Origin of the sequence: Burkholderia sp. BDU5 (assembly GCF_001522845.1) — a bacterium.
Lineage (GTDB): Bacteria > Pseudomonadota > Gammaproteobacteria > Burkholderiales > Burkholderiaceae > Burkholderia > Burkholderia mayonis.
In genome coordinates, this window is sequence record NZ_LOWC01000167.1 from 51,536 (window position 1) to 73,897 (window position 22,362).

A 22,362-nucleotide genomic window follows, 5' to 3' on the forward strand; every position below is an offset into this window, starting at 1 on the left:
TCGGCGCCTTCATGCGGAAGCCCTGCTTGTTCTTCTGACCGAAAACCTGTGCAAGCGCCGTTGCGCGCGCCGCGAACGGCACCGGGCCGTGCATGCGATTGCTGCACCTGCAACGTTTGCTCACCGAACGATCTGAGTAAAAAAATCGGGCCGAATCTCGTCGCGTCCCTCAAGTTTTTTTGGCGTGCGCCGAAATCCAGCACAAGGCGGCCGGCAAAGAACGAGTGCTTCCGCCCCCGCCAATAGTGGCATTGATGGGCTCTACGGCTCAATTAGGAGATTTTCATGCTCGGAATCAACAGCAACATCAACTCGTTGGTCGCTCAGCAGAACCTCAACGGCTCGCAAAGCGCCCTGTCGCAAGCGATCACCCGTCTGTCGTCGGGCAAGCGCATCAACAGCGCAGCCGACGATGCAGCAGGCCTCGCTATCGCGACCCGGATGCAAACGCAGATCAACGGCCTGAACCAGGGCGTGTCGAACGCGAACGACGGCGTGTCGATCCTGCAAACGGCGTCGAGCGGCCTGACGTCGCTGACGAACAGCCTGCAGCGTATCCGCCAGCTCGCGGTGCAAGCATCGAACGGCCCGCTGAGCGCGAGCGACGCATCGGCGCTGCAACAGGAAGTTTCGCAGCAGATCGCTGAAGTGAACCGTATCGCTTCGCAGACGAACTACAACGGCAAGAACATCCTCGACGGCTCGGCTGGCACGCTCAGCTTCCAAGTCGGCGCGAACGTCGGCCAGACGGTCAGCGTCAACCTGACGCAAAGCATGTCGGCTGCGATGATCGGCGGCGGCATGGTCCAGTCGGGCCAGACGCTCGGCACGCTCAAGGTCGCCGTCGATTCGAGCGGCGCGGCCTGGACGTCGACCAGCACCGGTCAGGAAACGACGCAAATCAACGTCCTGTCGGACGGCAAGGGCGGCTTCACGTTCACCGACCAGAACAACCAGGCGTTGGCTGCGGCGGCCGTCACCGCGCTGTTCGGTTCGTCGACCGCAGGCACGGGCACCGCGGCCGCGCCGGCGTTCCAAACGCTGACGGTGAACGCAGCTGCAACCAGTTCGCTGAGCGCGTCGGATCAGGCGGCGGCGACGGCAATGGAAGCGCAGATCAACGCGGTCAACCAGCCGCAGACGGTCTCGAACCTGAACGTCAGCACGCAGACGGGCGCCTACCAGGCGATGGTGTCGATCGACAACGCACTCTCGACGGTGAACAACCTGCAGGCAACGCTCGGTGCCGCCCAGAACCGCTTCACCGCGATCGCGACGACGCAGCAAGCGGGTTCGAACAACCTGGCGCAAGCGCAATCGCAAATCCAGAGCGCGGATTTCGCTCAGGAAACCGCGAACCTGTCGCGCGCGCAAGTGCTGCAGCAAGCCGGCATCTCGGTGCTCGCGCAAGCGAACTCGCTGCCGCAGCAAGTGCTGAAGCTCCTGCAATAACGTGTACCGAACGACGGGCCGCGCTGTCCGGCGGCCCGCCTTTGTGCGGCGGCGCAACACCCTCGTGGCCGCCGCACGTTTTTGTTTTCTGAATCTACCGAATCTCGCGAATTTCGCGCGCCGTTTCCGGCGACGAAGGGAGCTATCCGATGTCCACGCCCGTCACCAGCACTACGACTACGACGCAGCAGCAAACCAACGCGGCGCTACAGCAAGCAGCGCAGTCGATCATCAGCGGCTCGACGGGCAACTCGTCGATGGACGTCAACTCGCTCGTGACCGCGCTCGTCAACGCAAAAACGGCGGGCCAGACCGCCGCGCTGTCGACGTCGATCGCCACCGACCAGACGACGCTTTCCGCGCTCGGCACGCTGAAGGCCGCGCTCACCGCGCTGCAAGCCGGGATTGGCTCGCTCAGCGACGGCACGTTGACCCAGAAATTCACCGCCACGGCGACGGGCAGCGGCCTCACGGCGACGACGGCCGCCGGCGCGGTGGCCGGCAGCTATTCGGTTGCCGTCACGCAAATCGCCACGTCGCAGACGTTGTCTTCCGGCGCATTCGATGCGACGCAGCAGCTCGGCACGGGCACGCTGACACTGTCGGTCGGCGGCAAATCGACGTCGATTTCGATCGACTCGACGAACAACACGCTTTCCGGCATCGCCGCCGCGATCAATTCCGCATCGAACAACCCCGGCGTGACGGCGACGATCGTCACGGGCACCGACGGCGCGCACCTCGTGCTGCGCTCGGCGACGACGGGCGCCGCGAACGTGATCAACGTCGGCGTGAGCAACCTGTCCGGCGACAACGGGCTGTCGAGCCTCAATGTGACGTCGACGGCGAGCACGACGGGCGGCCAGTCGACGATCCAGTCCGGCGGCACGATCGCATGGATGCAAAGCACGTCCGCGCAGGACGCCGAGTTCACGGTGGGCGGCATCGCCGCGTCGAGCGCGAACAACGCGGTGACGGGCGCGATCGCCGGCGTCACGCTGAATCTGACGCAGGCCGCCGTCGGCACGACGCAGACGCTCGACGTCGCGACCGACACGACCGCGCAGGCGACCGCGATCACGAACGTCGTCAACCTGTACAACACGGTCGTCACGACGATGGCGTCGCTGTCGTCGCTGTCGGGCGCGGGCACCAGCTCGCAAAGCGCGGGGCCGCTCCTCGGCGACTCGACGCTCAACATGATCCGCAACTCGCTCGCACGGGTCGTCGGCGCAGGCGTCACGACGGGCGGCTCGACCGTGTCGCTCGCGTCGATCGGCATCACGTTCGCCGATAGCTCGACGTCGACGCAGGCGGACGGCACGCTGACCATCGACACCACGAAGCTGAATGCGGCGCTGCAGAACAATCCGTCGACCGTCGCCGCGCTGTTCAACTCGACGAACGGCATCGGCGCTGAACTGAACAACACGATCCAGGGCTACGTGCAGACGGGCGGCGTCTTCGATACCCGTTCGAACGCGCTGAACCAGGATCTGAAGAGCCTCGCGCAGCAGCAGACGCAGCTCGCGTCGTACGCGTCGCAACTGACGTCGCAGTACAACGCCCAGTTCACCGCGCTCAACACGCTGATGGCGCAGATGAACACCAATTCGAACTACCTGACGCAACTGTTCGGCGGCGCCAACAGCTCGGGCACGCTGGCGACCAACAAGTAACGAATCGAGCACGATGGAGAAGCCGGAAATGGATCAGCTGTCGTTGGTTGAACACGTGCTGTCGATCACCCGCGAAATCGATCACGCGGTGCAGATGGCCAACTGGACCGAGGCCGCGCGCCTGACCGAAGAGCGCTCGCCGTATCTGATGTCGATCTCGGCCGAACAGACGCCCGCGTCGCTCGCGCTCGTGCGCCAGGTCCAGGCGATCGATGCTGCGCTTCTCGCGAACGCGAAGGCGGCGCAAGCCGAGTTGCAGGTCGAATACCGCACCGCCATGGATCGGTTGAGCAAGGCCGGCGCCTATCAGGCGGCTGCGCAGTTCTGATCTGACGAATTCCCCCCACAACAACAAATCACGCGTTTCGGCGCGTGCTCGTTCACCTCACGGCCCGCCGCAAGGCGGGCATTTTTTCGCCCGTTGTGCGCAGACGCGATCTATCAATTGGCGGACAATTTCTCACCGGGATGCTCGATTAGGCCGCTAGATATCGCTCATTCGGTCGGGGCACGTTCTTCATGCCCGCATCCTCGCTCGGCCCGCCCCTCGGAGCAGCAGATGCATGCCGACATCGCACTTGTGCCCCAAAAAGCATGCTTGCCCATCGTCGTGACGGCAAGTTCGAACGTGCTGGCCGAATGGCGCGTAAGCGCAGCAAGTCCGCAGTCTCGCTCGGCATACGCGGGCCGAGTCGAGCCGGCAACGCTTCGCCTACGCTCAACCCGCCCCGCTTCACCCACTCAAAATTCAATAGAGCCAAAATTGAGAACGCTTCCCCGAAGCCACAGCGGCCATCGACGCAAAGCGAAGAATGGTCGCCAGCGGGAACCGCTTGACAAGCCGCCCGCCGCCGTGGATCACTGAGGCTTCTTCTTACCCCGCCTTACCCCGCGAAAACGCGAAAGGATGCTCCCATGTCCGTCGAAACCTGGCTCGCATTCGCCGGCGCGAGCATCGTGCTCCTGATGATCCCCGGCCCGACGATCCTGCTCGTGATCGGCGATTCGCTCGCGAACCGCAATCGATCGTCGTGGAGCACCGTCGCGGGCGTCGCGGCCGGCGACACCACCGCGATGACGATCTCGCTCGCCGGCGCGGGCGCGCTGCTCGCGATGTCGGCCGCCGCGTTCACGGCGCTCAAGCTCGTCGGCGGCGGTTATCTGATCTATCTCGGCATCCGGTCGATCCTGCACGCGCGTCGCATCGGCGCGAGGGACGTGAGCGTCGAGCGCCGCTCGGCGAAGCGGCGTTTCTTGTCCGCATGGGCCGTCACCGCGCTGAACCCGAAGAGCATCGTGTTCTTCGTCGCGTTCACTCCGCAGTTCATATCGCCGCACGAGACGTTCGCGCAGCAGTGCGCGGTTTTGCTGCCGACTTTCGTCTGTCTCGCGACGATCAACGCCGCCTGCTATGCGCGCATCGCGCGCTTCGCGGCCGCTCGGCTGACGGGCGCCGCGGCGCAGCGCCGCTTCGGTTATGGCGGCGGCGCCGCGCTGATCGGTGCGGGTACGCTGACGCTCGGGATGTCGCGGAGCTGACCTCGCGCGTGTGCCGGCCGGCCGCGCAGGCAATGCCGGCCGCGCGTCCGAGGCGAACACGTGAATACTCCCGGAAGCCTGACGCACGTTCGAAGCGGCGCACGAGCGCCCCGAAAGCTGTCCCATCCGCGATGCCGGCCGCATCTGCTAAACCGGCTCGCAAGCACGCCCGACAACCGGGCGTGCTGCCCGCTACGGCATCTCGGCCGAGCGTCAGCCGAAATCGAGCGCCGCAGTCAGATCCCCCGGCGGCAGCGCGTCGCGCGCCGCGAACGCGCGCTCGCGCGCGAGCACGCCGTCGAGCGGCGAAAGCCCGTGCACGCGCGAGATGAAGCGCAGGATCGAGTTCGTGTCGTACAGCGTGTGATCGACGTAGCCCTTCTTCGCGAACGGCGAGATCACCATCGCCGGGATCCGCGAGCCCGGGCCCCAGCGGTCGCCCTTCGGCGGCGACACCGGGTCCCACCAGCCGCCATTCTCGTCGACCGTCAGGATCACGACCGTGTGTGGCCATTGCGGGCCGCGCATGATGTGGTCGATCACCTTCGCGATGTGACGGTCGCCCGACTCGACGTCCGCATACCCCGCGTGCATGTTCAGGTTGCCCTGCGGCTTGTAGAACGTGACGGTCGGCAGGCGTCCCGCGACGATGTCGGCGATCAGATGGTTCGTCGACGGATCGTCGCCGAGGCCCGCATCGCGCACGTGCCGGCGTCGCGCCTCCGAGCCAGGCGCGTAGTTCGCGAAGTAGTTGAACGGCTGATGGTGATACTGGAAATCCGGCATCGAGCCCGTGTCGCGATGCTCGAGCGCGAATTGCCACGCGCCGCCGTACCACGCCCAGTCGATGTCTTTCTCCGACAAGCGATCGCCGATCGTCGCGTAGTGCTGCGGCGGCAGCACGCGCGGATTCGACGGATCCGCATACGCCGGGTTGCCGTCGACGGGCGGCCGCACGCTGCTCGGCTGATACGGTGGCGCCATCGTGTTCACCGCGTAGCCGTCCGGCGTGAAGAGGCCGTCGTTCTCGAACTTCGGCGGGCCGTCGAGCGCCGATGCGGGCGAATCCGTCGCGAGCTTCAGGCGCGCGCCGGTCGGATCGTCGCCTTCGACGACCGACACCAGATGCTTCGCCGGACTCTTCTGCACGTCCGGATAGAGCGGCGCTTGCGCGGAAATCAGGAAGATGTGGTTCAGCCACGAGCCGCCGAACGCGGCCATGAAGAAGTTGTCGCAGAGCGTGTATTGCCGTGCGAGATTCCAGAGCCGCAGCGTTTCGGCCGAATTGCGGTAATGGCCCATCACGAGCCCGCCCGAGTCGGCCCATGCGGCGAACTGGTCGTTGCGGCCCGCGTTGATCTGCATCTGGTTCTGATAGAAGCGATGCCACAGATCGCGCGTGATGACACCGTTCGGCAGCGGCTTGCCTTGCGCATCGGGAATCACGAACGGCGCGTTGGGCAGCCCCGTGATGTCGCGCTCGCCGATCATATAGCGCTTGCCGTCGACGACCTGCGCCTGCGGCACGAGGCCGCCCCAGATTTTCGGCAGGGTCGGCAGCGGCGTCCTGCCGTCACGGTCGAGTTGCGCGTAGCGCTCGGACGGCACCGCGCCGAGTGGCTGCTGCACGCCGGGGAAATCGCCGAACAGGTTCGCGAAGCTGCGGTTCTCCGCATAGATCACGACGATGTTGCGCACCTCCTTGCGCAATGCGGCATCGAGCCGCAGATCATCGGCCGTGCGCGGGGCGCCCGGTTCAGTCGTCTCGCAGCCGGCAAGCGCGACGCTCGCGCCGAGCGCGGCGATGCCGCCGAGCACGCGGCGGCGGTCGGGGTCTTCGGGAAGGTCGGTCGACGGGGAATTCTTGTCAGTCACTTCTGCTCCTCGATCTTCTGGTTGGTCGTACGGTCCGTCGCGCGCATCGGCGCCTGGAACCGGCAGCGTCGCATCGCTGCTGCCGCAGTCGGACGTGTTTCGTGCGCGCGCGGCCGTTCGACGCCGCTGCCGGCACAATGCGCGCCGCCGACCTATCCGCAACACGCATTCGAACCGCTAGAACGTTTGCAAAAAGGCCGAAGCGACGTGGCCGCAAACCGTCACAAAAACATCACATTCGCGACTATAGCGTGCCGATCGCACTAAACCCTGCTCAATTGATGCATGAACAGCGAAAAATGAAACATTCGTGCGCAAGTTCACCGCGCAAGGAGATCATGTTGCGGGCGCGATCGCGCCGCGAACGCGGCGACCGAATCCGGCATCGCGCCTGTGCGTCGGCCGCACGAGCGGCGCGGTCGAGCGCGTCGCAATCGAGGTGCAGGCGCCGTCATGCGCAACACGCCGGCAGTGTTGCTCAAAAAAAAACGGCTTGGCCATCCCGGGCCGAGCCGTTTCCTCACCGATCGACGCCGACGCTCAGTCAGTGCCGTACTTCGGCGAATGCGGGCCGTACAGCAGCCCGTTCGGCTGGCCGGCCGACAACATCCGGCCGCTCGTCAGCCCCGCGACGTCGACCGCGTCGTCGCTCAGCGTGTGCGCGATCTGCTTGACGGCCGCCTGCGCGAGCGTGGCGATCAGGCCGAAACCGCTGAAATCCATGCTGGAGCCGAGTTCCTTGCCGGTCGCGCGCCCGGTACCCTGCCACAGCAAGTCGCCCGTGCGCAGGTCGACGAGCTTCGCGGACGCCGACACGACCGTCGTGCTGTCGAGCACCGTGTAGACCGAGCCGTACTGCGTGACTGTCGTGTACAGCGCCGCGTCCGCGCCGAAGATCTCGCGCAGCTTCGCGGGCGACACGCTCTGGACGTCGGCGGCGTTCGTCAGGCCGTTCTGCTTGAACGTCTCCTCCATCACGGCGACGGGCACGACATAGTAGCCCGCTTCGGCGACGGGCTGCGTCATCCGCGACAGGAGGCCATACGTCGCCTTAACGTCCGACGTGTCGTTCTGCGGCGGCAGCAGCAGGATCGCGCGCGGCTGGCTTTTCTTGAACGCGGTGTAATCGACGTGCTTCGCCGGCCCAGCGCACGCGGCGAGCAGCACGAGCACGGACACGGCCGACAGGCGTCTTGCGGAAATGAACTTGAACATGGCGGCCCTTATTGCTGTTGTGCGTGCGTTTGAGTTTGCACCGGCGCTTGCGGTTTCGGTTGCGGCGCCGCGGATTTCTTCTTCAGCAGGAAATCCATGAACGGCGACGATTCGGGAAACGATGCCTTCTCGGCCTGGAATGCCTGCTCGGCCTGCTGTTCCTTGCCGACGCTCGCGTACAGCATCCCCAGATGCGCTTCGAATCCGGGCGGCGGACGGTTGCCCTTCGCGCGAATCTGCTGCAGCGCCTTCTCGAGCGCGTCGATCTGGTCTTCGGGGCTCTTTTGTCCCTTGAAGTATTCGTAGACTTGCGGCTGATAGCCGTCCCATTGGTAGAGCGGCTTCGGCTGATTCGCCGCGCAGCCCGTGAGCAGCGCGCCTGCTGCCGCGATCGGCAGCCAGGCCCCCGTCTTGAAGGTCTTCTTCGTTGTTGTCATTGTCGAATGAGTCGATGGATGAATGATTCGGCGCGCGCTGCGCCGCGCGCTTACTTGCCGGACGCGAGCGCGCCCGCGTCGACCTGCTCGACGAGGTGATTGACCGCTTCCTGGATCGCGAGATCGAGCACCTTGCCGTTCAGCGTCGAGTCGTAACCGGCGGTGCCGCCGAAGCCGATGATCTCGCGGTTCGACAGGCTGTATTCGCCCGCGCCCTGGCTCGACAGCACGACTTCCGACGTCGTCGTGTCGACGATGTTCAGGTTCACCTTCGCGTACGCGATCTGGCTCTTGCCGCGACCGAGAATGCCGAACAACTGCTGATCGCCGACTTCCTTGCGGCCGAACTCGGTCACGTCGCCCGTCACGACGTAATTCGCGCCCTTCACTTTCTGCGTCTTCTTCATGAAGGCGGCCTCCTGCTTGATCTCGTCGAGATTCTCGCGATCGAGCACGTTGAAGCGGCGGCTCTGCTGCAGCTCCGTGACGAGAATCGTCTTCGCCTGGCCGCCCAGACGATCGATGCCGTCGGTGAAGATGCCGCGCATGTAGCTCGAACGGTTATCGAACTTGCCGACCGCGATCTCGATCGGCTTGCCGGCAAACGGCTTTTGCGCGCTGGCCGACGCAGGCACGGGCAGCGTGCGCGACGCTTCGGTCGCGCAGCCGCTCAACGCGACGATGGCCGATGCCGCGAGCAACGCCAGAACTGTCTTCGAAGTTTTCAAATGATGGACCCTCCTTGGAGATCGCTAAAAACGCCGTGTCGACGGTCCGGTGCCGATCGGTCGGCCCGGGTCGTCGCACTCCGCGTGCGCGAATCGATCGGCGCGCTTGCGCGTCCCGGATTCGTCGCCTGCGGCGGCGTCCGTGAAGGCGCGCGCAACGAGCGCGCACGCCGAACGGCGTCGCGTTGCGCTAACGAGCCGCGACGCGACGCCGAATGTCAGATGCAGGATCGAATGAGAAGCGCGAATGGTCGGGATTCGCGCGCAGCGGCCGGCGGGTCCGGCCGTGCATCGGCACGCCGGCGCGTGCGCGCAGCGCGACGCGGCGCACGGCCGGACGGTGTCGAGCCCGCGCGCGGGAAGCGCAGGCCGGATACGATCGCGGCGCGACGCGCCAACGCCGATCGGCCGCGCGCCGGACCGCGCATCGGCCGCGACGCGACGCGCGCCGATGCGTTGCGGCGCACGGGTCCGTTCGCCGCGCATGCTGCCGGCTCGACCGTGTTCACCGCCCCCCGATGCCTGGATGAAGCCAGGCGCCAAATCTCGTTGTGTGCTGCCACTGAGCTCTCACGACACGCAATTATTCTCGTAGAGCGCAACGATAACGGCAACCGTGCACAGGCGACAACAAAAAAGTGCCGAATGTCGAGCGCCCGCAACGTTGCACGCATAACGGGCCGCGTGTCGACGCACCGGGATACCGGGCATTTCTCGATTTCGATTGCCATACCGAGTTTGAAATGCCGATGAAGCACGCCAGTTCGAATTCGGTGGCTTCGGCTCCGACCGGCACGATGGCGGCGAGCTCGATTGATTTCGACACGCGGTCGATATAAGGTGGCACCGCGATTCCGTCACCCCGCATTCAACGGCAGCGATTACGACGATCGCCGCCGATTCGATTATTTCCGCACACGCGTCGATTCGGCGCGTTCACCCGAATTCCATCAACCGATTCACTGCCAGAGACCTTATCGATATGCCTTTCGTCACGATCGATGGCCAGCCTCTTCACTATCAGATCAGAGGCGCCGGCGCGCCTGTCCTGTTCGGGCACAGCTACCTGTGGGATTCGTCGATGTGGGAGCCGCAGCTCGACGCGCTCTCGAAGTCGTATCGCGTCATCGCGCCCGACCTGTGGGGGCACGGCCAGTCCGGCCCGCTGCCCGCCGGTACAAGCAGCCTCGACGATCTCGCGTCGCAGATGTGCGCGCTCCTCGATCACCTCGGCATCGAGACCTGCTCGATCGTCGGGCTGTCGGTGGGCGGCATGTGGGCGGTCCCGCTCGCGCATCGCGCGCCGCAGCGGATCGACCGGCTCGTGCTGATGGACACCTACGTCGGCGAGGAGCCGGACGCGACGCGCAACCAGTATTTCCAGATGCTCGCGGCGATCGACGCAGAAGGCTCGATTCCCGAGCCGCTGCTCGACGCGATCGTGCAGATCTTCTTCCGACCTGGCATCGATCTCGCGAGCGGGCTGCCCGCGGGCTTCCGGCGCGCGCTGCGGACGTTCGCGACGAACTCGCTGCGCGACTCGGTGATTCCGCTCGGCAAGATCACGTTCGGCCGCACCGACGCGCGCTCGAAACTGAGCGCGCTGCCGGCTGACCGGACGCTCGTGATGTGCGGCGCGAACGACGTCGCGCGACCGCCCATGGAGACCGACGAGATGGCGACGCTCATCGGCTGCGAGAAGGTGTTCGTGCCGAATGCCGGACATATCTCGAATCTCGAGAATCCGGAGTTCGTCACGCGTATGCTGCTCGACTGGCTCGGGCGCGACGGCCGTCAGGCATGACGAGCCTGACGCAGCACAGGACGCGGCGCGCAACGCATCAGAAGTACGGCGGCTCGGCGCTACGTCGCGAGCGCCGGTGCGTCGACGCAACCTGACACGGTACGGCCCGGCAAACCACCGCAGCCGGAGACCGTTCGACGGCCGCGCCGTCGCTCGCGACGATGCCGAACGGCGCGACGGCGTCGATGCGAGGCCGCGCCGCGTGGCCGCCGTGCCGAATCGAATCAGGCGACCTTGAACTGCCCGACCGCTTCGGCAAGCTCCACCGCCTGCGTCTGCAGCGCCGAAGCCGCGGCGGCCGACTGCTCGACGAGCGCCGCATTCTGCTGAACCATCTCGTCGAGCTGCGCGACCGCGCGATTCACTTCCTGGATGCCACGCGTCTGCTCGTCGGCGGCGTTCGAGATCTCGCGCATGATCGTCGTCACGTTCGAGACCGTGCCGACGATGTCGCTCATCGTTTGCCCCGCCTCCTGAACCAGCGTCGCGCCCGTCGACACGCTCGTGACGCTCGACGCGATCAGCGCCTTGATCTCCTTCGCCGCCTGCGCGCTGCGCTGCGCGAGCGTGCGCACCTCGCCCGCGACGACCGCGAAGCCGCGCCCTTCCTCGCCCGCGCGCGCCGCCTCGACAGCCGCATTCAGCGCGAGGATGTTGGTCTGGAACGCGATACCGTCGATCACGCCGATGATGTCGCTGATCTTGCCCGACGCACCTTCGATCTCGTGCATCGTCGACACGACGTCGGAGACGACCGTGCCGCCGCGCGACGCGACGGACGCCGCGTTCGTCGCGATGTCGTTGGCCTGGCGCGCGGCGCCCGCCGATTGCGTGACCGTCGACGTGATCTCCTCGATCGACGCGGCCGTCTCCTGAAGGCTCGCCGCGGCCGATTCGGTGCGGCGCGACAGATCGTGGTTGCCCGATGCGATTTCGCTCGCCGCATGGCGCACCGATTCGCTCGCGTCGCGAATCGCGCGCATCACGTCGTGCAGCTTGCCGACGAACGCATTGAACGAGCGCGCGATCTGCGCGACTTCGTCGCGGCCCGTGTCGTGCAGACGCTGCGTCAAGTCGCCCGTGCCGGAGCCGATCGACTCCATCGCGTCGCGAACGCGCGCGAGCCCCTTGAACGCGACGCCCGTGACGGCGCTCACGATCACCGCCGCGACGACGACGAGCGCGACGAGCGTGCCGATCGACACGAGCAACAGCGAATGCATGCCGGCCGTCGCGTCGGACTTGTCGAGCGCGACGACGGTCAGCCAGTCGGTGCCCGGCACGGCGCGCGCGCGCATCAGCTTCGCGACGCCCGCGACGTGCGCTTCGATCGGCGCGGCGTTGTCGTCGGCCGACGACGCGGCGAGCGCGTCGATGCTCAGATCGTCCGACAGATCGGTGACAGGCTTGAGCGTGAGCTTCGGATCGGAATGCGCGACGATGTGACCGCTGCGGTCGACGAGCATCCCGAAGCTCTCGGGCGTCGGATGGATCGCCTTGACGTTCGCGATCACGCTGTCCATCGCGACGTCGCCGGACACGACGCCCTTCAGCACGCCGTCCCGCAGGATCGGCGCGGCGAACGCGACGACGAGCTTGCCCGTCCCGACATCGACGTAAGGCGGCGTGACGACGGGCTTGCCCGCCTGCACGGCCTGCTTGTACCACGGGCGGCCGGTCGGATCATAGTCGGGCGGGATGCCGGTCGCGTCGGAGAACTTCGCGGTCTTGTCCGCGTAGCCGACGTAGACGTTGGTGAATCCGCCAGCGGCGGCGATCTGCTTGAGCGCCGGAATCGGATCGGGCGCGAGGGTCGCGTCTTCGGCCGACACGATCATCTGCGTCTTCGACGCGACCCAGTCGGCGATGCCCGCCTCGTGGCCGATCAGCACCGCACTGAGGTTCTGGCTGATGGACTCGCGGTTGTAGCGATTGGCGACGAAGTAGTTGAGCGCCGTGTTGATGACGAGCGAGCCGATGACGATGGCAAGGCACGCGACGAGGATGCGGGACCGGATCGAGGAGAGCATGAGGGCGACATGGGGGGTAGGCGAACTTATTGGTTAACGGCAGCGGAAAGGTCCGACTTAACCCGAAGAAGGCGGAGAGCCAGGGTTTTCGCGCTAGGGTTTACACCGGGTGCGCGAGTGTTTTTGTCTGATGTATTGCCATTTTTCTAACGACTCAAAAGGAATCGAGTCGATCGAAAAAATTGGCGATGAAACGTGAATCGATGGCTCCAAACCGAGTGACTAGCTGTTCGAGCGGAGCGCCATCTCGATTCCATTGCCCCCGTAGCAAAGGAACGGCGAACGACGCAATGCCGGCAACGCAGTCGCCGGCTCGACGCCCGGGCGAAAGCAGGCGCTCGCGAAGGCGGCTACGCATGCAGACGCGCATGACCGCACAGCGCGACCGCATGCCGCTTGACCACCGCATGGAATCCCATGCAGCGATCGACCGTTCGGCTGTCACCGCTTCTGCTGCTCGTCCTCCGCGTGCAAGAGCTGCTTCTTGAATTTGCCCACCGTTGCGTGATCGTGACCGTAACTCACCACGCGATAGACCGCGCGAGCAACGTTGCCGCCGCCCACGTTGCAGATGATCGTGCCGTTCGCGCTCTTCAGGCCCGGCGCGTGCTGGCCGATCCAATCGTGATTCTCGATGGTCGTTTCGATGCGGCAATCGTCGGGAATGTCGATCCCGATCTTCGACAAGAAGGCGCGCGGGTGAGACAGATATTCGAGATATTCGTCGGGCGTGCATTCCCAAAAATGAACATGGAATGGCTCGTCACGAATGATCTCGGAACGCGCTGATAGGTCCACGATTTTTGTCGGCATTTTGGTCTCCTGATGCGGCATCGACGCGCCGGCTTGCCATTAATGGACGAAACACAGTCAGTTCGAAAAGGCCGCCGCAGACGAATTCGTCTGCGGCGCTCTCGGGTCCGCGAACGTCGTTCAACGGAACGTTTGCAACCGATCTACAGCGAGCACTTCAGATGCAATCACCACGCATGGATCGGCAATCGCGCTGTCAGCCCACCGGCGGCGTCAGCGGAATCGACATCTCATGCCTGAACAAATCCCCCGGATCGACCGCCTGCTTCGTCGCGACGAGCGACGCCGCCTTGTCGCCGTAGTAAAGCTCGAGCCACCGCGGATCGATTCGCGCCGGGTCCTTCTCGAGATACTTCATGTCGATGTCCGGATAGTTGATGTAGCAGCCCTCGTAGCGGCCGCCGGCATCGTCATAGGGCTTGCCGCCCTGATCCGCATACACGGCGGTGAACAGATCGTGCAGCCATTCGACGTGGAACGCGTCGTCGCCGGGATTCGTCCAGTAGGTCTGATATTGGGACTTCAATAGCGAACGCCGCTGATAGACCGACGTCGGATTCGTGCTTTCGTCGTTCGTGTTCACGCAGCCCCCGTACGAATCGATCTGCACCAGCGTTTGATTCAGACGCGGATCGTCTCGGGTATTCAGATAGGTCCACAGCGCGTCGATCTCGGTGTTGTCGAAATTGCCGATCTGGTACGCCGACTTGTACTTGCCGCGCCGATTCGCGCCCGATGGGTTGATCATCTGCGTCAGATACAGCCAGTCCATCTTCAACGCGTTTCGAGTCGCGTGCGTCAGCCTCTGCCCGGCGAGCGGATGTCCGAGCGTCGGAAGATTCGGCGCGACGAATCGATCCCAGATGACCGGCATCTGGCCGGCCGCCGCATTCATCGTGTCGACGAAATCGATGAAGGGCGCATCCACCGCGCCGCCGACCGTCCCGTCTTTTCCCGTGTACTGGATCGCGAGCACGATCGGCCCGGTCGAGCGGTGCTGCAGCTTCAGGAGCGTGAACAAACCGCCGTTCGCGCGCGCCGGATCGCCGGCGTTCCAATCGGCGTCGTTGCGGCTGAACCAATCCCAGTAAGTCTGGATGAAGTGGCCGAAGCTCGCCTTCGTGAAATGCGGCCAGGGATACGCGAGCGTCAGCCAGTAAGCGTCGCGCGGCGCATCGGGCAGCGCCTTGAAGTAGTAATTCAGGATGATGCCGAAGTTGCCGCCTCCGCCGCCGCGGCACGCGATGAAGAGCGCCCGGTCCATCGCGTCGGCGCAGCCGAGATGCACATGCTTCGCCTCGAGCGCGGCGCCGCCCCGCGCGGGCGTCAGGATGTCGACGCCGGCCAGCCAGTCGACCGTCAGGCCGTGCATGCGCGACAGCAGGCCATATCCGCCGCCAACGATATGACCGCCCGCCCCAACCGAATAACACGAGCCGCCGGGGAGCGTCTTGCCCGACGTCTTGTACAGGCCGACATAGCCGTCCCAGTTCTGGCTGCCCGAGGCCAGGCGAAACTGGTGACGCGCCAAACCGACGCGATCGAACGCCGACGTCAACTGCCCGCGCGGATCGAAATCGAAACCCGACATCAGACCGAGATCGACGATGGCGAGCGGTCGCCCATCGTCGCTCGGCAAACGGTTCGCGACGAAACCTTCGTAGCAGTGCCCGCCGCTGCGCACGGTGATCCTGCAGCCCTTCGCGAGCGCATCGCGTGACGCCGCGATCACGTCGTCGGCCGTGCGGCATACGTAGATCGCCTCGGCGCCTGCGTTGGCCGTCGGCGGCCAACGCAGGTTGAACCCCTTCTGAAGGGTCGAATAGCGGGGATCGGCGCTGTCGACGAACACATAGGCCATGTGAACCTCCTGCGATCGTATCGGGCACATCCAGACCGGTCGAACGACGGCCGTGCGGCTCGCGCAACGTGCGCGATCGTCTCGGCGATCGAAGGACGAAACGGCCAACGGACGGTCTCGAATCCGATAGCCGCGATTCTGTTCGCGCAGTCAACCGCAACCGGTCACGGGGACGGCGAACCGGCTCACGCGAAATTGAGGTCGATCACCTGATAGAACGCGTTTTGGGTATCGGCGACGTCCCAGGCTGCGAGCAGCACGTGATAGCCGGTGCGATCCGGCAGGTTGAGTTCGTGAACCGTGTCGCCGTCGGGGATCAGTTCCCGGTTTGCGTCCGGCCCCCAATAGGGCTGATACGTGTTCAGGTAGATCTTGAGCGGCTCGGATTCGAACTGCGCGCGTGCAAGCCGCGCACCGGCATCCCATCCCGGTTTGGTGATCCAGTACGTCCAGCGCCGCGTCTTGTGCGGCCTCGAATACGACCACGTGATTTGCAGCGATTGGCCGGATCGCACCGCGTGCTTCTGCCAATGCGCGACGGAATCGGGTTCGTTGAGCTGCGCCCGGGCGTCCGCGGTGCGTCCGCCGCTCGCGATTTCGCCATCGCGCGGCGGTACGCCGTTGGCGACGTCGTCCGGCGCGTCCGGATCTTTCAGCCCGCCTTGGGTTGCGGGAAAGAACTTGCCGCCCTCCAACTCGTTGACCTGTCCCAAATCGAGCTTGCCTGCTTCGTGGAGGAACACGGCGCGCGACTTGGGCGTGATGACGCGACCGTGCTTCGGTGAAATTGCCGCGGAATGTTTTTCGTCTTTCAAACCGGCAGTACTCATATCGCCTCCTTTGCTGCAAATATTCCGGACATCGGCAAAGCCAACGTTTGGAAGCCATTCTCGATACCAATGAAATTTATGCTAGGACTTTAATTCGAGATGCGCCAATTAACTTTCCGCAATGCCCTGCCGTTTGTATTTTTTATTATATCAACGGAATGAGTCTTTATTTATCAGTCAGCCAATAATCAAAATTACTGGAATATCGATTCGATAATTGAAATGGTACATGCCCAAAGGACGCTGGCGAAATTAGTCGATCGGGAAACGGCGCGTCTTCGGATGCATGATCCGCGGCGAGTGAGCGCTGACGGTCCGAAATCATGTCAGTCATGGCTGGGAATTCGAACACATGGGCAGCATGCGCGCCATGCAAAGGCGCGACGGCAGTGCTATCTCGCTGCGGCAAGCACGCGGCGGAGGTAACGGCCGTTGTCGTCTTGGATGCTACCGCCGTGGTGAGCTTGCCGCCTGAGTTGAAATTAGCTGCAATTTAGCTGCAATGTCGGTACTCGACGAAGGAGGGAAATTGTCGAGGCCTTATCCGGCTTGGCGCGCCCGGCTGGGATCGAACCAGCAACCCCTGCCTTCGGAGTTTTATCTACGCACAACTCCTCCTGTTAAATCAATGCCTTGCGCGACTCGCAAACCGCAAAACCAAGGCTACACAAGGTCAATCAAAGCCTCCCAAGGCCATCCTAGGTGTACTTTAGCTACACCCTCGCCCTGACCACGCACCGCTCTCCGCCCCCGCTGAATAGTTCAGCACTCGCACGCGACTACCTCTCCAAGAAGGACTAGCTCTGGCGGTGCAACGATTCGCACGTTGCCGCATCAAAACGCACGATTTCCGCGCGCCGTGAATCGCCCGGAACCCCGCGCCACATAGACCGCGGAGCCGGTCAGCCCGGTGCACTAAAACCACCCTGCCAAGCGAAGCCCGCAGGCGAGGAGGGGACCGCGCAAAGGCGGCTGCGGCGCCCTCCTTCGCACATCGGCCTCCTCCCCCCATTTCCGCCCCCATCCGCCCGCCTGACGGGACTACAGCGGCCTCGCGCGATCTGGCTGAAGCCCGGAGAACGCCCCGCGTCCCAAGGCGCTGTAGCGCCTCTATCCAAACGCAGTCGCATAGGCTTGCACTGGCCGCCAAGTTCCGATAGAAATTAGCGCAAGACTAACGGGGCGCCGCCGCGCTAGCCGAACCTGCGCCATAACAACCTGAGAGCTCTGTCCCGAGGAATACCCTATGCCCGCCGAGTGCACATTCGTCCTGAACCGCAGCCGCCTATCGACGCTGACCTGTCCAGGATTCGGAAGCGTCCCCGCCTTTTCCGGTAACGGCCGATACATCAACGATCCGGGCTCGACCGCCGTAGCGGATAAGGGGCCACTGCCCGCGGGCGTCTACTACATCATCGACCGGCAAAGCGGCGGCCATCTTGGCTGGTTCCGAGACACGGTGATGGATGCAGCCCTGAACACGAATCGCGCGGACTGGTTCGCGCTGTATCGCATTGACGGCCAGATTGACGACTGGACGATCGTCAACGGCATCCGCCGCGGCCATTTCCGCCTGCATCCGGTCGGCCGGCTGGGCGAAAGCGACGGGTGCATTACGCTGACGAGCCGTGGGCAGTTCGATAAGCTGCGGGCTTTCCTGAAAGCGCAACCGACTATGCAGGTCCCAGGCACCTCATTCAGGGCATATGGGAGGGTGACGGTTAAATGAAGATGATCGGCCGTATATTGCTGGCGCTGCTGCTTACCTGGCCTCTTCTGACGGGCATCTCGTCATCGCCGTTGCTGGTGCATTGGTTCGCAAACGGCGGCGAAGGCTGGAACGCGCTGTCGCCCGTGTTTCGCGCGCTCGGCTCTGACGGCGGCGAACAAAACGAAGAGATCTTCGTCGGCATCCTGCTCGTCATCAGCTTCGTCCTCGCGCTCGTTCTGTCGTTCGCCTTCTTCGGCTTGGTCGGCCGCCTCCGGCATTCGACCAATCGCTGACATTCGCAGCCTCGCGGCAACAGAAATCGGGACGATGGGACGCTAGACGGGACAACGGGACGCTAGTCGGGACACGAATGGGACAGCGACGGGATGCCTATGCGCCGTCGCGCCGAGCGACTCAGCAGCTCGCGCTCGTCAGACGCAAAAAAGGGCCGCGCCCGGTTGCCCGGTGCGCGGCCCTTCGTTCGGCGAATGCGATTCGCTATGCTGGCTTGTGCGTCTTGAGCCACTCCTTCAACGCAGCATTCACCCGCGTTTGCCAGCCTCGGCCGGTCGCTTTGAACGCGTCGAGCACGTCGTCGTCGAGTCGGATCGTCGTCGCGGTTTTGTGACTGCCGAGCGGCCGGCCCGGCCCGCGACGGACCAAGCGGTCGCCGACGTACTCGTCCGCCCTCTCAAAAAATTCGTCGGTCAGCTCCGGCGCGTCGTCCGGATCAACCCAATTGGTGTGCGTAGCTCGCTTGCTCACGGTCATTTGCTTTCCTCATGCTGATAATGCGGCGAGCCTCGCCGCGAGGCGTCCAAACCATCACGATCATGCGGCCGTCCAGCGTGCCGACCGTGATGTAACGCGATTCCACGTAATCCTCCCGCGTATCCTCCAATGTGAAGTGGTGCCCGGCGAACACCTCCACGGCACGCGCGAAATCCAGCCCCCGCTCGGTCAGTGTCTTGTCGCGTTTGTTGGGATCGAATTCAAGTTCCATAGCCATTATTGTATGTACAAAAACACCCTGTTGCAACGAATATTTGTACATACTTTTATCCGTATGAGCCAGCCGGCATCGGGGCTCGCACGCGTCCGCACGCGGTCAATGCGCTACGCCGCGACAGGCGCCGGCGGAATCTCGTAATCGTCGAACGCCACGACCTCCTCGCCGAGCCAGTCGTTCAGCTCGGCGAAGCGCGCCTGTAGCGGCCTGATTTCGTTGCGCCCGAACACGCGCGCGGCGGTGGCCGTTGCCGAACGTCAGGAAATCGAGCGCCCACCGCTCGAACGCGTGCCGCGACAGCCAGCGGTGCGGCCGGAACGTCGACGCCAGCACGTTCGCCTTGAAGTACAGCGCCGAGCTATGGTGCGTGCTCGCGCGAAACGATTTCGCCAGGCCGGCGAAGCTGACCGGCGGCTCGAACCATTCGCCGTTCGACCAACACTCGACGTAATCGAGAATCTCGGCCCGGTTCATGACGGGCGTGGGATCGTCGAACGTGAAGACCTCGGCGCGCGCCGGCGCGGCGCTGCCGGCGCTCGGATTTGGCGCGGCCGCGAACGTGCGCGGCGCGCGCGATCGGCGCTTGCTCATGAGTAGAACTCCGTGAATGAAGAAGAATGGATGCCGCCGCCGGCGAGCGGCTCGCGGTCGATCGCGTGCAGGCAGGCCCACGCCAGGTCGGCGTGGCCGGTCTCGTCGTTGCGGCCGGCGGTGTAGGTGGATTGGCGGCCGCTTGCCGTCATCGTCTGCTTGATCGCCATGAACGACGCGGCCAGATCGATCCACCCCGCGTCGAATTGCAGGCGGCCGTTGCGGATGACGAGCGCGTCGACGAGTGCCTCGCGCGCGAAGTACCACGTCGCGCCGATCTGCCGCGACTTCAGGATGTTGCGCGTGCGCTGATCGCCGTTCCGATACCAGACCTTCTGATAATCGAACAGCGATTCGCGGAACGCTTCGATGATGCGTTTGTGCTGTTCCTCGCTGATTTCGTTGCGCGGCGCGCGGCGCTTCGGGCCGGCGTTGCGCGACGCAATCTTCGGGTTCAGGTCCGATTCCTTGCCCGTCTCGTCGTACTTGCGCACGCGCGCGAGCCGCTCGACCTGACGGCCGAGCAGGTCGATTTCCTTGTAGTCCGCGCCGTCCTTCTTGTCCTTCGCGATCAACGCCATCATGCGCACTTCGAGCGATGCCTCGATGCGCTCGACGGGCGTTGAATCCTTCCACTTTTCGCGGCGGCACCATGACGCAACGGTTGCGGGCTTGATGTCGAGATGGCGGGCGATGGACGCGATGCGCCAGCCTTGCCAATAGAGCGTGCGCGCGACCTTGCGCACGTCGTTTTCGAGCTGATGGGAGTCCGTAGTTTCTAGCATGCGGCCAAGCGTAGGCCGACGCGTGCGCGCGAGCACGCGCAGCGCGCTGTACCCGCGTGACCCACAAACGCCGCGGATTGAGCCGTGGCGCGTGAACATCGAACACGAGAGCCACGCTCACTTAATCATGTTCGTTCATACGATTACGTAATTGCATCGAATGCAGCAATTTTCGAGAGCCGACCGCTGAAAGATTTAACGGCGCTGTGTGCGCACATTGCCCCGACCGCCGAATTCGTCGTGCTGTTGGAAGAATGGCTGAAGATCCTCGCGTCAATCGGATTAGAAGCCGAATTTCCGATCGTACGGCATCGGCTAAGAATCTGTTCTCCCGCAAGCGCGAGAACGATGGAGAACGCGTACGCAAATTCGTCGAACAGATCGTGGACCATGCGCCCGACGCGGAGCTTGAAGCCACGACGCTGAGCGCCGCAGCCGTGAGCGCATCGCATAAGGGCGTCAACTTTCGAATCAGGCAATCTCAAAATTTCCCACTTTAATTGGTAGTTTAAAATAAAGCTCAGGCGACTATATTAAAAGCATGGCTGCCTCACTTCGCAACCATGCCGAACGTATCGCGGCAGATCTGATACGTAAATAACTCCATGGAGAGTTTCATGAGTGAAAATTATATCGCGCTCAGCAGCGACAAAAAATTTCGAATTGCCGTCAAATCGGTTATTGACAAAGCTCCGCTTGGGCTTTTTGTCAAAGGAACACTTTCCTCGAAGAACTATATATGGAATATGGATGAAGATACTGGACTTATTTTGCTTGAGGCCTCTGTCTCAGGTCAAGATCCTTTCTCCTGGACGGCGACGGGAACAGATAATGAGGTAGTGATGGCGTTTAAGACAAAGGGGGATAGGGACCAACTATGGTCATTCCCCAGAACTAATGGAAAGGGCCCCATTCGCCTAAAGTACAATGACAAATATGTTGTTACCGCCAAAAAAACGGGTGATGAGGGCGATATTAAATTAGAGCTCTATAATGGCGGCGAGAGCCAGATTTGGTATATTGGTGATGCAGAGACTTTCGAGAAAGACTAACCCGAACTTATAATGGGATGGCTCATTTTAATAAATGAGCCTCCATTTGGGTAGCACTCTTTCAATCCGCGCCGTCCTTCTTCTCCTTCGCGATCAACACCATCATGCGCGCTTCGAGCGATGCCTCGATGCGCTCGACGGGCGTTGCATCCTTCCACTTTTCGTGGCGGCACCACGACGCGACGGTCGCGGGTTTCACGTCGAGATGGCGGGCGATCGACGAGAGGCGCCAGCCTTGCCAATAGAGCGTGCGCGCGACCTTGCGCACGTCGTTTTCGAGCTGATGGGAGTCCGTAGTTTCGAGCATGCGGCCAAGCGTAGGCCGCCGCGCACGCGCGAGCACGCGAAGCGCGCTGTACCCGCGTGACCCACAAACGCCGCTCGTTGAGCCGTAGCGCGTGAACGCCGAACATGAGAACCACGCTCACTCAACCCACGTTCGACCCTCTCTATGGCAAGCAAATCGAAATTCTTCCGCGTCGCAGTGGAAGGTGCGACCGTCGACGGTCGCGAGATCAAGCGTGAATGGCTCACGCAGATGGCGAAAAACTACGACCCGAAACTGTACGGCGCGCGACTGAACATCGAGCACATCAAGGGCTGGGCGCCGCTCTCGAATTTCAACCCGTTCGGCGCATACGGCGACGTGATCGCGCTGAAGGCGGCCGAAATCGAGACGGCCCGCTGAAAGGAAAGATGGCGCTGTTTGCGCAAATCGATCCGACCGACGAGCTCGTCGCGCTGTCGAAGAAGCGCCAGAAGATTTTCACGTCGATCGAAATCAACCCCGACTTCGCGGACAGCCAACTATGCGGCGATCGCGCTCGCCTGGCGCTATCTCTGCGAATTCGCCGGCATGGACCCGAGCGAGGGTGGCTTTCCGCATGACCTGATCGCGGAAATGAACGGCCACGTCGCCGAGACGAGCGCCGATCGCGAGCCGTGGGTCTG

General features: G+C 63.6%; 20 protein-coding genes and 3 pseudogenes. 10 read left to right on the forward strand and 13 right to left on the reverse strand.

Features of this window, described 5'->3' with window-relative positions:
• Positions 1–285: 285 nt before the first annotated feature.
• The 4 genes from WS69_RS27640 to WS69_RS27655 all read left to right on the forward strand — a co-directional run bounded on the left by WS69_RS27640 (position 286) and on the right by WS69_RS27655 (position 4,670).
• Entirely contained in the window at positions 286–1,452 is a 1,167-nt protein-coding gene (locus WS69_RS27640) for a flagellin (protein WP_059473826.1), read from the forward strand.
• A gap of 149 nt (positions 1,453–1,601) precedes the next feature.
• On the forward strand, positions 1,602–3,131 hold the full coding sequence (gene fliD, locus WS69_RS27645; RefSeq protein ID WP_059473827.1) for a flagellar filament capping protein FliD: 1,530 nt from the start codon (positions 1,602–1,604) through the stop codon (positions 3,129–3,131).
• A 13-nt stretch (positions 3,132–3,144) separates the two neighbouring features.
• The gene (fliT, locus tag WS69_RS27650; protein ID WP_059473828.1) at positions 3,145–3,459 is read left to right on the forward strand and encodes a flagellar protein FliT; all 315 of its coding nucleotides are present in this window, start codon (positions 3,145–3,147) and stop codon (positions 3,457–3,459) included.
• 587 nt (positions 3,460–4,046) lie between these two features.
• Entirely contained in the window at positions 4,047–4,670 is a 624-nt protein-coding gene (locus WS69_RS27655) for a LysE family translocator (RefSeq protein ID WP_059473829.1), read from the forward strand.
• A gap of 213 nt (positions 4,671–4,883) precedes the next feature.
• On the opposite strand, the gene WS69_RS27660 is transcribed toward WS69_RS27655, so the two are convergent.
• The 4 genes from WS69_RS27660 to WS69_RS27675 all read right to left on the reverse strand — a co-directional run bounded on the left by WS69_RS27660 (position 4,884) and on the right by WS69_RS27675 (position 8,925).
• On the reverse strand, positions 4,884–6,545 hold the full coding sequence (locus WS69_RS27660; RefSeq protein WP_059473830.1) for an acid phosphatase: 1,662 nt from the start codon (positions 6,543–6,545) through the stop codon (positions 4,884–4,886).
• Between the two features lie 540 nt (positions 6,546–7,085).
• The gene (locus tag WS69_RS27665) at positions 7,086–7,760 is read right to left on the reverse strand and encodes a DUF799 domain-containing protein (protein ID WP_059473831.1); all 675 of its coding nucleotides are present in this window, start codon (positions 7,758–7,760) and stop codon (positions 7,086–7,088) included.
• Between the two features lie 8 nt (positions 7,761–7,768).
• Positions 7,769–8,197, reverse strand: coding sequence for a DUF4810 domain-containing protein (locus WS69_RS27670; protein ID WP_059473832.1), 429 nt, complete (start codon positions 8,195–8,197; stop codon positions 7,769–7,771).
• A gap of 50 nt (positions 8,198–8,247) precedes the next feature.
• The gene (locus tag WS69_RS27675) at positions 8,248–8,925 is read right to left on the reverse strand and encodes a CsgG/HfaB family protein (RefSeq protein ID WP_059473833.1); all 678 of its coding nucleotides are present in this window, start codon (positions 8,923–8,925) and stop codon (positions 8,248–8,250) included.
• An 84-nt stretch (positions 8,926–9,009) separates the two neighbouring features.
• Here WS69_RS27675 and WS69_RS35180 point away from each other — a divergent pair, with 84 nt between their 5' ends.
• Complete coding sequence (locus tag WS69_RS35180; protein ID WP_226382796.1) at positions 9,010–9,678, forward strand: hypothetical protein; 669 nt, start codon at positions 9,010–9,012, stop codon at positions 9,676–9,678.
• 229 nt (positions 9,679–9,907) lie between these two features.
• Complete coding sequence (locus WS69_RS27690; RefSeq protein ID WP_059473835.1) at positions 9,908–10,729, forward strand: alpha/beta fold hydrolase; 822 nt, start codon at positions 9,908–9,910, stop codon at positions 10,727–10,729.
• 224 nt (positions 10,730–10,953) lie between these two features.
• Here WS69_RS27690 and WS69_RS27695 read toward each other — a convergent pair whose 3' ends face one another.
• The 4 genes from WS69_RS27695 to WS69_RS27710 all read right to left on the reverse strand — a co-directional run bounded on the left by WS69_RS27695 (position 10,954) and on the right by WS69_RS27710 (position 16,263).
• Complete coding sequence (locus tag WS69_RS27695) at positions 10,954–12,759, reverse strand: methyl-accepting chemotaxis protein (RefSeq protein WP_059473836.1); 1,806 nt, start codon at positions 12,757–12,759, stop codon at positions 10,954–10,956.
• A gap of 441 nt (positions 12,760–13,200) precedes the next feature.
• Positions 13,201–13,593 (reverse strand): hypothetical protein, encoded by a 393-nt coding sequence (locus WS69_RS27700; RefSeq protein WP_226382795.1) that lies wholly within the window; start codon positions 13,591–13,593, stop codon positions 13,201–13,203.
• Positions 13,594–13,768: 175 nt separating this feature from the next.
• Positions 13,769–15,433 carry a BBE domain-containing protein gene (locus WS69_RS27705; RefSeq protein ID WP_059473837.1) on the reverse strand — a complete coding sequence of 555 codons (1,665 nt, stop codon included), beginning with the start codon at positions 15,431–15,433 and terminating at the stop codon, positions 13,769–13,771.
• A 185-nt stretch (positions 15,434–15,618) separates the two neighbouring features.
• On the reverse strand, positions 15,619–16,263 hold the full coding sequence (locus WS69_RS27710; RefSeq protein ID WP_059473838.1) for a lytic polysaccharide monooxygenase auxiliary activity family 9 protein: 645 nt from the start codon (positions 16,261–16,263) through the stop codon (positions 15,619–15,621).
• Between the two features lie 1,246 nt (positions 16,264–17,509).
• Here WS69_RS27710 and WS69_RS27715 point away from each other — a divergent pair.
• Both WS69_RS27715 and WS69_RS27720 read left to right on the forward strand, forming a co-directional pair.
• On the forward strand, positions 17,510–17,992 hold the full coding sequence (locus WS69_RS27715; protein WP_059473839.1) for a DUF2778 domain-containing protein: 483 nt from the start codon (positions 17,510–17,512) through the stop codon (positions 17,990–17,992).
• Positions 17,989–18,267, forward strand: coding sequence for a hypothetical protein (locus tag WS69_RS27720; protein WP_059473840.1), 279 nt, complete (start codon positions 17,989–17,991; stop codon positions 18,265–18,267). The genes WS69_RS27715 and WS69_RS27720 overlap by 4 nt, the downstream gene beginning before the upstream one ends.
• A gap of 205 nt (positions 18,268–18,472) precedes the next feature.
• Here WS69_RS27720 and WS69_RS27725 read toward each other — a convergent pair whose 3' ends face one another.
• The 4 genes and pseudogenes from WS69_RS27725 to WS69_RS27740 all read right to left on the reverse strand — a co-directional run bounded on the left by WS69_RS27725 (position 18,473) and on the right by WS69_RS27740 (position 20,359).
• Positions 18,473–18,745 carry a BrnA antitoxin family protein gene (locus WS69_RS27725; protein ID WP_059473841.1) on the reverse strand — a complete coding sequence of 91 codons (273 nt, stop codon included), beginning with the start codon at positions 18,743–18,745 and terminating at the stop codon, positions 18,473–18,475.
• Positions 18,705–18,977, reverse strand: coding sequence for a BrnT family toxin (locus WS69_RS27730; RefSeq protein ID WP_059473851.1), 273 nt, complete (start codon positions 18,975–18,977; stop codon positions 18,705–18,707). Before WS69_RS27730 ends, WS69_RS27725 begins: the two co-directional genes overlap by 41 nt.
• Positions 18,978–19,106: 129 nt before the next feature.
• Positions 19,107–19,574 (reverse strand): annotated as a pseudogene (locus WS69_RS27735) (phage portal protein); the annotation flags it as partial.
• Positions 19,571–20,359, reverse strand: coding sequence for a terminase gpP N-terminus-related DNA-binding protein (locus WS69_RS27740; protein WP_082716545.1), 789 nt, complete (start codon positions 20,357–20,359; stop codon positions 19,571–19,573). The pseudogene WS69_RS27735 and the gene WS69_RS27740, both read right to left, overlap by 4 nt.
• A 617-nt stretch (positions 20,360–20,976) precedes the next feature.
• Between WS69_RS27740 and WS69_RS27750 the strand changes: the two genes are divergently transcribed.
• Entirely contained in the window at positions 20,977–21,411 is a 435-nt protein-coding gene (locus tag WS69_RS27750; protein WP_156438432.1) for an RICIN domain-containing protein, read from the forward strand.
• 64 nt (positions 21,412–21,475) lie between these two features.
• On the opposite strand, the pseudogene WS69_RS27755 reads toward WS69_RS27750, so the two are convergent.
• A pseudogene (locus WS69_RS27755) lies at positions 21,476–21,718 on the reverse strand (terminase gpP N-terminus-related DNA-binding protein); the annotation flags it as partial.
• A gap of 144 nt (positions 21,719–21,862) precedes the next feature.
• Between WS69_RS27755 and WS69_RS27760 the strand changes: the two are divergent.
• Positions 21,863–22,212 (forward strand): annotated as a pseudogene (locus WS69_RS27760) (GPO family capsid scaffolding protein); the annotation flags it as partial.
• Positions 22,213–22,362: the final 150 nt, after the last annotated feature.

Bases quoted from the DNA above. Each gene is read 5' to 3' on its own strand.
- WS69_RS27700 (WP_226382795.1), bottom strand. From the start codon at position 13,593: ATGCCGCATCAGGAGACCAAAATGCCGACAAAAATCGTGGACCTATCA.
- WS69_RS27695 (WP_059473836.1), bottom strand. From the start codon at position 12,759: ATGCTCTCCTCGATCCGGTCCCGCATCCTCGTCGCGTGCCTTGCCATC.
- WS69_RS27740 (WP_082716545.1), bottom strand. From the start codon at position 20,359: ATGCTAGAAACTACGGACTCCCATCAGCTCGAAAACGACGTGCGCAAG.
- WS69_RS27665 (WP_059473831.1), bottom strand. From the start codon at position 7,760: ATGTTCAAGTTCATTTCCGCAAGACGCCTGTCGGCCGTGTCCGTGCTC.
- fliT (WP_059473828.1), top strand. From the start codon at position 3,145: ATGGAGAAGCCGGAAATGGATCAGCTGTCGTTGGTTGAACACGTGCTG.
- WS69_RS27640 (WP_059473826.1), top strand. From the start codon at position 286: ATGCTCGGAATCAACAGCAACATCAACTCGTTGGTCGCTCAGCAGAAC.
- WS69_RS27725 (WP_059473841.1), bottom strand. From the start codon at position 18,745: ATGACCGTGAGCAAGCGAGCTACGCACACCAATTGGGTTGATCCGGAC.
- WS69_RS27670 (WP_059473832.1), bottom strand. From the start codon at position 8,197: ATGACAACAACGAAGAAGACCTTCAAGACGGGGGCCTGGCTGCCGATC.
- WS69_RS27710 (WP_059473838.1), bottom strand. From the start codon at position 16,263: ATGAGTACTGCCGGTTTGAAAGACGAAAAACATTCCGCGGCAATTTCA.
- fliD (WP_059473827.1), top strand. From the start codon at position 1,602: ATGTCCACGCCCGTCACCAGCACTACGACTACGACGCAGCAGCAAACC.
- WS69_RS27730 (WP_059473851.1), bottom strand. From the start codon at position 18,977: ATGGAACTTGAATTCGATCCCAACAAACGCGACAAGACACTGACCGAG.
- WS69_RS27655 (WP_059473829.1), top strand. From the start codon at position 4,047: ATGTCCGTCGAAACCTGGCTCGCATTCGCCGGCGCGAGCATCGTGCTC.
- WS69_RS27705 (WP_059473837.1), bottom strand. From the start codon at position 15,433: ATGGCCTATGTGTTCGTCGACAGCGCCGATCCCCGCTATTCGACCCTT.
- WS69_RS27715 (WP_059473839.1), top strand. From the start codon at position 17,510: ATGCCCGCCGAGTGCACATTCGTCCTGAACCGCAGCCGCCTATCGACG.
- WS69_RS27720 (WP_059473840.1), top strand. From the start codon at position 17,989: ATGAAGATGATCGGCCGTATATTGCTGGCGCTGCTGCTTACCTGGCCT.
- WS69_RS27690 (WP_059473835.1), top strand. From the start codon at position 9,908: ATGCCTTTCGTCACGATCGATGGCCAGCCTCTTCACTATCAGATCAGA.
- WS69_RS27750 (WP_156438432.1), top strand. From the start codon at position 20,977: ATGAGTGAAAATTATATCGCGCTCAGCAGCGACAAAAAATTTCGAATT.